This window comes from Streptomyces sp. NPDC059456 (genome assembly GCF_042750055.1).
Taxonomy (GTDB): domain Bacteria; phylum Actinomycetota; class Actinomycetes; order Streptomycetales; family Streptomycetaceae; genus Streptomyces.
The window spans coordinates 4,724-14,975 of record NZ_JBHYVA010000141.1 but is presented as its reverse complement, the minus strand read 5'-3'; the positions used below and the strand labels follow the sequence as shown (position 1 = coordinate 14,975).

10 protein-coding genes are annotated in these 10,252 nt (G+C 73.8%); 7 read left to right on the top strand and 3 right to left on the bottom strand.

The genetic code is table 11. From position 1 onward, the window contains the following. Positions 1-218 precede the first annotated feature (218 nt). Positions 219-776: a heme-binding protein gene (locus ACFXA3_RS15215; protein ID WP_385186936.1), complete on the bottom strand. Its 558-nt coding sequence runs from the start codon at positions 774-776 to the stop codon at positions 219-221. Positions 777-1,222: 446 nt separating this feature from the next. On the opposite strand from ACFXA3_RS15215, the gene ACFXA3_RS15210 reads away from it, so the two are divergent. The 4 genes from ACFXA3_RS15210 (at position 1,223) to ACFXA3_RS15195 (ending at position 5,474) form a co-directional block, all read left to right on the top strand. Further along, on the top strand, positions 1,223-2,422 hold the full coding sequence (locus ACFXA3_RS15210) for a sensor histidine kinase (protein ID WP_385186934.1): 1,200 nt from the start codon (positions 1,223-1,225) through the stop codon (positions 2,420-2,422). Then, positions 2,419-3,039 (top strand): response regulator, encoded by a 621-nt coding sequence (locus ACFXA3_RS15205; RefSeq protein ID WP_385186932.1) that lies wholly within the window; start codon positions 2,419-2,421, stop codon positions 3,037-3,039. The genes ACFXA3_RS15210 and ACFXA3_RS15205 overlap by 4 nt, the downstream gene beginning before the upstream one ends. A gap of 147 nt (positions 3,040-3,186) precedes the next feature. After that, the gene (locus ACFXA3_RS15200) at positions 3,187-4,674 is read left to right on the top strand and encodes a M4 family metallopeptidase (protein WP_385186930.1); all 1,488 of its coding nucleotides are present in this window, start codon (positions 3,187-3,189) and stop codon (positions 4,672-4,674) included. Between the two features lie 296 nt (positions 4,675-4,970). Next, positions 4,971-5,474, top strand: a complete 504-nt coding sequence (locus tag ACFXA3_RS15195; RefSeq protein ID WP_385186929.1) for a hypothetical protein — start codon at positions 4,971-4,973, stop codon at positions 5,472-5,474. Positions 5,475-5,728: 254 nt separating this feature from the next. On the opposite strand, the gene ACFXA3_RS15190 is transcribed toward ACFXA3_RS15195, so the two are convergent. Further along, complete coding sequence (locus ACFXA3_RS15190; protein ID WP_385186927.1) at positions 5,729-6,403, bottom strand: pentapeptide repeat-containing protein; 675 nt, start codon at positions 6,401-6,403, stop codon at positions 5,729-5,731. 100 nt (positions 6,404-6,503) lie between these two features. On the opposite strand from ACFXA3_RS15190, the gene ACFXA3_RS15185 reads away from it, so the two are divergent. Together ACFXA3_RS15185 and ACFXA3_RS15180 are read left to right on the top strand one after the other, a co-directional pair. Next, complete coding sequence (locus tag ACFXA3_RS15185; protein ID WP_385186938.1) at positions 6,504-7,496, top strand: zinc-binding dehydrogenase; 993 nt, start codon at positions 6,504-6,506, stop codon at positions 7,494-7,496. Positions 7,497-7,558: 62 nt separating this feature from the next. Beyond that, positions 7,559-8,062 carry an FBP domain-containing protein gene (locus ACFXA3_RS15180; RefSeq protein WP_385186925.1) on the top strand — a complete coding sequence of 168 codons (504 nt, stop codon included), beginning with the start codon at positions 7,559-7,561 and terminating at the stop codon, positions 8,060-8,062. An 83-nt stretch (positions 8,063-8,145) separates the two neighbouring features. Here the strand turns inward: ACFXA3_RS15180 and ACFXA3_RS15175 are convergent, their stop codons facing one another. After that, complete coding sequence (locus ACFXA3_RS15175; protein WP_385186923.1) at positions 8,146-8,625, bottom strand: GNAT family N-acetyltransferase; 480 nt, start codon at positions 8,623-8,625, stop codon at positions 8,146-8,148. A 153-nt stretch (positions 8,626-8,778) separates the two neighbouring features. Here ACFXA3_RS15175 and ACFXA3_RS15170 point away from each other — a divergent pair, with 153 nt between their 5' ends. Further along, on the top strand, positions 8,779-10,158 hold the full coding sequence (locus ACFXA3_RS15170; RefSeq protein WP_385186922.1) for an NAD(P)/FAD-dependent oxidoreductase: 1,380 nt from the start codon (positions 8,779-8,781) through the stop codon (positions 10,156-10,158). Positions 10,159-10,252 lie beyond the last annotated feature (94 nt).

The window sequence follows — 10,252 nt, the reverse complement described above, 5'->3', positions numbered from 1 at the left end:
CCGCCCCTGCACCGTGCCGGCCGTACACGCCGTGGTGAGGGCGAGCAGGGCGGCGGCGGCAGGGACGGCGAGGCGGGAGAGGGCGCGGTGTTCCACGCGCCCGATCCTATGTGGGCCCGATGTGACGGTTCGGGCCGTTTCCCGCGGAAGGCCGGAAGTCGCGGGCGGCCGGATGCGACGGGCGGCTGCGGCGGGCGGCTGCGGCGGGCGGGCGGCTGCTACTTGTCGAGTGCGTCGGCGCCGGCCTTGGCGAACTTCTCGTCCAGGTCGCCGCTGGGGGCGCCGGCCACGCCGATGCCGGCGACCGGGGCGCCCTTGGCCTGCACCGGGGTGCCGCCGCCGAGGAAGAGGGTGCCGGGGATGTCCTTCAGGTTCGGGGTCTGGGCGAGACGGCCCGCGAGCACCGAGGTCGGGGCGTTCCAGGACACGGCGGTGAAGGCCTTGCGCTGCGCCGACTCGTAGGACTGCGGGCCCGCACCGTCGCCGCGCAGGGTCACGATGGTGTTGCCGTTGCGGTCCACGACCGCGACCGTCACCTTCTGGTTCTCCTTCTGCGCGGCGTCCAGCGCGGCCTGGGCGGCGCGGGTGGCGGCGTCGACGGTGAGGTGGGTCGTGGTGGTGAAGTTCTTCTCGTTCGCCCCGCCGTCCTTCTTCGCGGAGGCGGCGGCCGGGGCGGTCTCGGCCTGCGCGGCGCTGGCGCTGACCGCGCCGAAGGTCCCGGCGCCGAGCGCAACGGCGAGGGCGGTACCGGTGAGGATGCGGGTGCGGGTGTTCATGTCTGCTGCTCCTGGGTGCGTCGGCGGAGTACGTCGGCTGAGTACGTCGGCTCGTCCTGCTGCTCCAAGCCTGGGGCCGCACCCGGCGCCCACCGGTCCCCGTACCGGCTCGCGACGGCTGCCGGACCGGATGACCCGGGGGTCAACCGATCGGTCGATGCGGACCGGGTACGGGTACGGATTGGCTGGTCGGCGCCAGCGTGCCCGACCGGGCACGATGGAGGAGCCAGCCACCGACCCGGGAGCCCCCTGTGACCCACACCCCGCCCCCGGCCCCGTCGGAAGATCCCGGCACACCCGGCGAGCCCGCTGCCACCGGGACCACGGGGGCTGCCCGGCCCACGGGGACTGCCGGCGAATCCGGGGTGGCCGGTGCGGCCAGTGCGGCCGGTGGACCCGGAGGGGCTGGCGGGGCCGGCGGGGCCAGTGGGGCCAGTGGGGCCGGGATGGCCAGTGCGGCCAGTGGGCCCGCCGGGCCCGGGGCGGGGGCGCGGAAGGCCGATACGCGGGTGCTCGCAGCGGTCATGCACACCGCGTTCTTCCTGCTCCTCGGCGCCTCCGTGGCCCGCTTCCTGCTGCGCCACCCCGGCTCGCCCAGCACCCCGTGGATCATCGCCCTCAGCATCACCCTGGCCCTGCTGTACGTACTGGGCCCGGCGCTCGGCGCGGCCCCCACCCTGCGCCGCCTGCTCTGGCTCGGGCTGGTCGTGGCCACCTGGGTGGTCCTGGTCGTCCTCGCGCCCAGCTTCGCCTGGTGCGCCGTCCCCCTCTTCTACACCGCCCTGCGCACCCTGCCGCCCCGTGCGGCGATCGTCCTCGTGGCCCTGCTGACCGTGTTCGTCGTCGCCGCGCAGCTCCAGCTCTCCGAGGCCTTCGACCCGAACCTCCTGCTGGCCCCGCCCGCGATCGCCGCCCTCGCCACCGCCGTCTTCGTCCACATGGAGCGCCAGGCCCAGTCCCAGCGCGCCCTGATCGACGACCTGATCCGCACCCGCCGCGAGCTGGCCGCCACCGAACGCCGCGAGGGCACCCTCGCGGAACGGCAGCGGCTGTCGATGGAGATCCACGACACGCTCGCCCAGCACCTGTCCAGCCAGCAGATGCTGCTCCAGGCCGCGGACCGCACCTGGGACAGCGACCCGGCCACCGCCCGCGCCCACGTCCGCACCGCCACCGGCATCGCGGCCCGCGGCCTCGCCGAGGCCCGCCGGCTCGTCCACGACCTGGCCCCGCCGGAACTCGAAGGCGGCGGCGGACTCGCGGACGCCCTGCGCGCACTCGACGCCGGCCCCGGCATCGACGTCCGCTTCCACCTGGAGGGCACCCCCGCCCCGCTCCCGGACCGCGTCCAGTCCGCGCTGCTGCGCATCGCACAGGGCGCGCTGGCCAACGTCCGCGAGCACGCCCACGCCCGGACCGCGGCCCTGACCCTCAGCTTCCTCGGGGACCAGGTCGTCCTCGACGTCGCCGACGACGGCGAGGGATTCACCGAGCCGCGCGGCGCCGGGCCGGCCGGGGACCGCGGGCACGGGCTCCCGGCGATGCGTGCCCGCGTCCGCCAGCTCGGCGGCACCCTGACCCTCGAATCCACCCCCGGCGAGGGCACGGTCCTCTCCGCGGCGATCCCCTTGGAGCCCACCGGATGACGACGATCCTGCTCTGCGACGACCACGCCGTGGTCCGCGCGGGCCTGCTGGCACTGCTGGGCAGCGCACCCGGCATCGAGGTCCTGGGCGAGGCAGGCAGCGGCGAGGAGGCGGTGGCCCTGGCGGCGAAGCTGCGCCCGGACGTGGTGCTGATGGACCTCCAGCTGGGCGAGGGCATCGACGGGGTCGAGGCCACCCGTCGCATCACGGCGGTGACCGACCCGCCGCACGTCCTGGTCCTCACGACGTACGACACGGACGCGGACGTCACGCGGGCCATCGCGGCGGGAGCCACCGGCTACCTGCTGAAGGCGGAGCGCCCGGAGGAGCTGTTCTCCGCGATCCACTCGGCGGCGGCCGGCCGCACCACGCTGTCCCCGCCGGTGGCCAACCGCGTGATGGCCCACCTGCGGGGTTCGCGCCCGACGCTCACGGACCGCGAGCTGGACATCCTGGGCCAGCTGGCGCGGGGGCTGGGCAACCGGGACATCGCCCGGGCCCTGTTCATCAGCGAGGCCACGGTCAAGACCCACCTGGGCCGCATCTACGACAAACTCGGCGTGGACACCCGCGCGGGGGCGGTCTCCGTGGCGAAGGAACAGCGCCTCCTGCCCTGACGGCAGCGGGATCCGGACAGCGAGCGGGGGTGTTCGGACAACCCCGCCGGGATCCCCCTCGTATTTTTGTCGCAGACCTGCCAAAGACTTGGGCCGTCCTGTCACGCTCACTCGCGCCGCCACCCCGGCCACCGCGAAGGAGCCAGAGTGACCCACCCCACGTCCTCCCCCGCCTCGCCCCGCAGCCGCCTCGCCGCCCTCCTCGGGACCGTCGCCGTCATGACGGTCACCACCGCCACCGCCACGGCCCCCGCCACCGCGGCCACCACGGCACCCGCCACGGCACCCGCCCAGGCCGCGGCTGCGCTCGTGGCCCAGAACACCGTCACCGACCCCGACGGCACCACCCACACCCGCTACCAGCGCACCTACGCCGGCCTCCCCGTCCTCGGCGGAGACCTCGTCATCCACCAGCGCCCCGACGGCACCCGCACCACCAGCGGCAACGACAGCCCGATCACCCTCACCACCACCACGGCCACCGCCCCGGCTCCCACCGCCACGTCCCACAAGGTCGTCTGGGCCGCCGGCACCGGACCCGCGCCCGTCCTCGCCTGGGAAACCACCACCCGCACCACCCACCCCGACGGCACCCCCGGCGAAATCCACACCCTCACCGACGCCCGCACCGGCGCCACCCTCGCCGGCTACGACGCCGTCCGCGCCGGCACCGGCCACAGCCAGCACGCCGGCACCGTCCCCCTCACCACCTACTCCACCGGCACCACCCACCAGCTCCGCGACACCACCCGCGGCAACCAACGCACCCTCGACGCCATGAACCAGACCGGCGGCGGCACCCTCTTCACCGACCCCGACGACGACTGGGGCGGCACCGGCACCCCCGCCAACCGCCAGTCCGCCGGCGTGGACGCCCACTACGCCACCGCCGTCACCTGGGACTTCTACCGGGCCGTCCTCGGCCGCAACGGCATCCGCGGCGACGGCACCGGCGTCACCTCCCGCGTCCACTACGGCAGCAACCACCCCAACGCCTTCTGGGACCCGGCCTGCGCCTGCGCCAACTACGGCGACGACCCCGCCACCGGCCAGACCCTCGCCACCCTCGACATCGCCGGACACGAACTCACCCACGGCGTCATCGCCGCCACCGCCGGACTCACCTACACCGGCGAACCCGGCGCCCTCAACGAAGGCACCGCCGACATCCTCGGCACCTCCGTCGAATTCTTCGCCGACAACACCACCGACGTCGGCGACTACCTCATCGGCGAACGCATCTTCACCGGCACCGACGTGCGCCGCATGGACCACCCCAGCCTCGACGGCCACTCCCGCGACTACTGGTCACGCGACATCGGCACCCTCGACCCCTACGCCGCCTCCGGCCCCGCCCGCCACTTCTTCTACCTCCTCGCCGAAGGCAGCGGCCCCAAGGAAATCAACAAGATCTCCTACGACTCCCCCACCTACGACGGCTCCAAGCTGCTCGGCATCGGCCGGGACAAGGCCGTCCGCATCTGGTACCGCGCCCTGAACCTGTACATGACCTCCACCACCGACTACGCCCGCGCCCGCACCGCCACCCTCAAGGCCGCCGCCGACCTCTACGGCCCCGCCGCCACCGAATACGGACGCGTCGCCGCCGCCTGGACCGCCGTCAACGTCCGCTGACGGCCCACCGCCCGGGCCGCGTCCGGCGGGCCTCCGGACGCGGCCCGCGGCCCGCCGTCCCCCGGCCGGGGCCCCCCCGCCCACCCCCCCACCCCCGCACCCCCCCCCCCCCGACACCAACGCGTACGTGCGCGACAACGGCAACACCCACTCCCGCCGCGTACCCGCGGCCCCCCCCGCGGGCCCCGCGGGGGCGCCGGGCGCGCCGGCGCCGCCGGGCCCGCCGTCCCCCGGCCGGGGACACCCCGCCGACACCCCGTCCCACGCACCCGCCCCACCGTGACACCATCGGGTACGTGCTCGACATCGGCTACTCCCTCTCCCGGCGCTTCCCGGACCCCCCGCAGACCGACTACCGCTCGGCGGACGTCCACTCCCTGCGCCACGACCTGTTCTGCGGGGACGTCTACCTCGCCGACACCGCCAAGGACCGGGAAGTGTCCACAGCCTGGGGATGGGTGCCCGTACTCGACTTCGCCTGGGCACTCTGCGACATCGTCGAACAACTCGACCAGGACCCCCGCGGCAGCCGCTCCGCCCACCGCCAGTACGCCGAACTCGACTTCACCGAATCCACCGACCGCATGCTCTTCGAGCGCCGCTTCGGCTGGGTCGACATCGAAGCCGACTGGATGCCGCCGGAAGAAGAACCGCTGACCTTCAGCCACCGCCTGCTGCGCCGCGAAGCCCGCGACTTCCTCCACGACCTCGTCGCCGACCTCACCGACATGCACGACGGACTCGCCGACAACCCCGCCATCTGGACCCTCCAGGCCCGCTTCCCCCGCGTCCCCGCCTGACCCCGCCTGACTTCACGACCCGCCTGAACCCGCGGCCCCGTCTGACGCCGTCTGACCTCACGACCCCGCCCGGCTCCGCGTCCCCGCCTGGCCCCGCCTGGCCTCACGACCCCGCCCGGCTCCGCGTCCCCGCCTGGCCCCGCCTGGCCTCACGACCCCGCCCGGCCCCGCGACCCCGTCTGACCTCACGACCCCGCCCGGCTCTGCGGCCCCGCCTGCCCCCGCAACCCCGCCCGGCTCCGCCCGCCCCCGGACTACGACACCACCCGCAGCCCCAGCTGCGCCGCCAGCGCCGGAGCCAGGTCGAACAGCTGCGCCGGGCTGATCACCGCCCCCGACAGCGCCTCCACCCCCCGCGCGATGCCCAGCTCCGCGACCCCCCGCAGATCCACGTCCGTCATCCGCGCCCCCGCGAAATCCACCCCCCGCAGCGTGCACCCGCGGAACTCCACCCGCTCCAGCACCGCACGCCCGAAATCCGCCTCCACCAGCACGCACCCCTCGAACACCACGTCCTTGAGCCGCGCCTCCCGCAGGTTCAAGTAGTCGATCTTCCCGCCGCGGAACACCACCCGCTCCAGTACCGCCCCGTGCAACTGCACACCCCCCAGCCGGGCCTCCGCCACCTCCACGTCCCGCAGCGAAGCACCCGACAGGTCCGTCCCCACCCCCCGGACCCCCTCCAGCACCGAGTCCAGCAACCGCGCCTTCGCCAACCCCGCCCCGTCCAGCGCACACCGCCGTAGCGCACAGTCCATGAACCGGGCCCCGACCCCCTCCTGCCCCGCCAGATCCAGGTCGGCGAACTCAAGCCCGTCGTAATCCCCGTCCGGCTCCAGCCCACCGCCCTCCCACACACCGAGCTCCGGCAACCGCACCTCCGGCCGCCGCGCCGCCTTCACCGTCTCCTGCTGCCCCTTGCGCGCCATCCCCCCATCCTCCCCCTCCCCACCGACAACCCCCGGCACCAGCACCCACACCCCTTGACCTCAACCCCACTTCAGGTCCGAGCCTGGCCCCATGGACACCATGCGCGCCATCCGCCTCCACACCTTCGGCCCCGCCGAAAACCTCACCCCCGAACGCACCACGACCCCCGTCCCCGGCCCCGGCCAAGTCCGCATCGCCGTCGCCGCCGCCGGAGTCCACCTCCTCGACACCACCCTCCGCCAAGGCATCCGGGGCCCCGCCCCCACCCTCCCCCCGCTCCCCACCATCCCCGGCCGCGAAGTCGCCGGCACCGTCGACGCCCTCGGCCCCGGCACCGACCCCCACTGGCTCGGCCGCCCCGTCGTCGTCCACCTCGGCTTCGCCCCCGGCGGCTACGCCGAATACGCCGTCGCCGACACCGACCGCCTCCACCCCGTACCCGAAGGCCTCGACCCCGCCCGTGCCGTCGCCATGATCGGCACCGGCCGCACCGCCCTCGGCATCCTCCAGTTCGCCGACCTCGGCCCCGACTCCGTCGCCCTCGTACCCGCCGCCGCCGGCGGCATCGGCACCCTCCTCGTCCAGTACGCCAAACACACCGGCGCCACCGTCATCGCCCTCGCCGGCGGCCCCGCCAAAACCGCCCTCGCCACCGCCAACGGCGCCGACCTCGCCCTCGACTACACCCGCCCCGAATGGCCCGAAGCCGTACGCGCCCACCACCCCGCCGGAGCCACCGTCCTCTTCGACTCCGTCGGCGGCACCACCGCCCGCACCGCCCTCGGCCTCCTCGCCCCCGGCGCCCAGCACCTCGTCTTCGGCTGGTCCGCCGGCCCCATCCCCCTCACCGACACCGACCGCGCCACCCTCACCGCCCGCGCCATCACCACCACCAACGTCCTCGGCCCCGCCATGCTCCAGCGCGCCGGCAGCAACGACCCCCTGCGCCTCCTCGAAACCCGCGCCCTCGCCGAAGCCGCCGCCGGCCGACTCCGGCCCGCACTCCAGCGCTACCCGCTCGCCGAAGCCGCCACCGCCCACCACGACCTCGAAACCCGCGCCACCACCGGCAAGGTCATCCTCGAACCCTGAACGACCCCCACCCGGCAATATCGGATGACAGCAACCCGTACCCCCACGTACCGTCCACCCCCGTGGACCCGCTCACCGAAAAACAGATCCGATCGTCCTTCGTGAACTGCACCAAGGGCGAGGCAGCACGCCTCAAACTCCCCCTGGACTTCGCCGAAACCCCCTGGGAAGACCTCGACTTCCTCGGCTGGATCGACCCCGGCGCCCCCCTCCGCGCCCACCTCGTACGCCGGGACACCGACGGCACCCCCCTCGGCATCACCCTCCGCGTCCCCGGCACCAGCCGCACCAGCGCCCTCAAGTCCAGCGTCTGCCAGATCTGCCTCACCGGCCACGCCGCCTCCGGCGTCTCCCTCCTCGTCGCCCCCCTCGCCGGAAGCCGCGGCCGCGAAGGAAACACCATCGGCATCTACGTCTGCGCCGACCTCGCCTGCTCCCTCTACATCCGCGGCAAACGACAGCCCAAACTCCGCGCCGGCCGCCACGAGGAAACCCTCACCCTCACCGAGAAGGTCGACCGCGCCCGCACCAACCTCGACGCCTTCACCAACAAGATCACCGCCTGACGGACGACCCGCCCGACGACCCCACGCGACCCGCCGACCGACCCGACGCGACGACCCGGCGCAGCGCCCTCAGCGCAGCGCCCTCAGCCCTGCGCCGAACCCAACCGCCGCAACGCCCCGTCCGTCAGCCGGTACACCGACCACTCCTCCTGCGGCCGCGCACCCAACGCCTCGTAAAACCCGATCGACGGCTCGTTCCACTTCAGCACCGACCACTCCAGCCGCTCGTACCCGCGCTCCACGCAGATCCGCGCCAACTCCCCCAGCAGCGCCTTCCCGTACCCACCACCCCGCACACCCGGCCGCACGTACAGGTCCTCCAGATAAATCCCGTGGACCCCCCGCCACGTCGAAAAACTCAAGAACCACACCGCGAACCCGACGACCTCCCCGCCCCCGTCCTCCACGACGTGCGCGAACACCGCCGGCCGCTCCCCGAACAGCGCCTCCCGCAACTGCTCCCGCGTCGCCCGCGCCTCGTGCGGCACCTTCTCGTACTCCGCCAGCTCACGGATCATCGCGTGGATGACGGACACGTCCTCGACAACAGCGCTACGGATCATGCGCGCAGCCTAGGACCCCGCAACGCGCCCCCCACCGGCAGCCTACGGACCCCACCACACCCGCCACATCAGCCAAAAGGCCGCCTCTCCCACCCCAAAACCCGGCATGCCGTACCTGGACACCCCCGCGAAACCCCGTGTACCAACTCCCCCATGACGATCAACGGCGGCATCTCCTTCTGGTACGCGACCGACCACACCGCCGGCCGGCCGGCCCGCACCCCCCTCACCGGCCACGCCACCGCGGACGTCGTCATCGTCGGCGGCGGCTACACCGGCCTGTGGACCGCCTACCACCTCAAGACCTCCGCCCCCGACCTCCGCGTCACCGTCCTGGAGCAGAAGTTCTGCGGCTACGGAGCCTCCGGCCGCAACGGCGGCTGGCTCTACAACGGCATCGCCGGCCGCGACCGCTACGCCGAACTCCACGGCCACCAAGCCGCACTCCGCCTCCAGCGGGCCATGAACGACACCGTCGCCGAAGTCATCGACACCGCCGCCAAAGAAGGCATCGACGCCGACATCCACCGCGGCGGCGTCCTCGAAGTCGCCCGCACCCCCGCCCAGCTCACCCGCCTCAAGGCCTTCCACGCCGCCGAACTCGCCTTCGGCGAAACCGACCGCGAGCTCTACGACGCCACCGACACCCGCGCCCGCATCGACATCGCCGACGCCGTCGGCTCCAGCTGGACCCCGCACGGCGCCCGCATCCACCCCCTCAAACTCGTCAAGGGCCTCGCCGCCGCCTGCGAACGCCTCGGCGTCGTCATCCACGAATCCACCCCCGTCACCGAAATCGCCCCCGGCCGCGCCATCACCCCCTACGGCACCGTCCGCGCCCCCCACGTCCTGCGCTGCACCGAAGGCTTCACCGCCGCCCTCAAGGGCCAAAAGCGCTCCTGGCTCCCGATGAACTCATCGATGATCGCCACCGCCCCCCTCCCACCCGACGTGTGGTCCCGCCTCGGCTGGTCCGACGCCTGCACCCTCGGCGACATGGCCCACGCCTACATGTACGCCCAGCGCACCGCCGACGACCGCATCGCCATCGGCGGCCGCGGCGTCCCCTACCGCTACGGCTCCCGCACCGACACCGACGGCACCACCCAGCAGTCCACGATCGACTCCCTGACCCGGCTCCTGACCTCCTTCTTCCCGGTCCTCACGGGAGTGGAGATCACCCACGCCTGGTCCGGCGTCCTCGGCGTCCCCCGCGACTGGTGCGCCACGGTCACCCTGGACCGCACGACGGGCCTCGGCTGGGCCGGCGGCTACGTCGGCTCCGGGGTCGCCACCGCCAACCTGGCGGCGCGCACCCTGCGCGACCTGGTCCTGGAGGACACCACGGAGCTGACCACCCTCCCCTGGGTCAACCACCGCGTCCGCCGCTGGGAGCCGGAACCCTTCCGCTGGCTCGGCGTCCAGGCCCTCTACGCGGCGTACCGCGAGGCGGACCGCCACGAATCGGCAACCCACACCCCGACGACAACACCCTTGGCCCGTCTGGCCAACCGCATCTCGGGCCGCCACTGACGACAAAGCGGAAGGCTCCGGATGATCATCCGGAGCCGTACGCAGCGGTAAGAATTCCCGGGCCCAACAAAACGCGGGACCGGGGTGGGGCCCC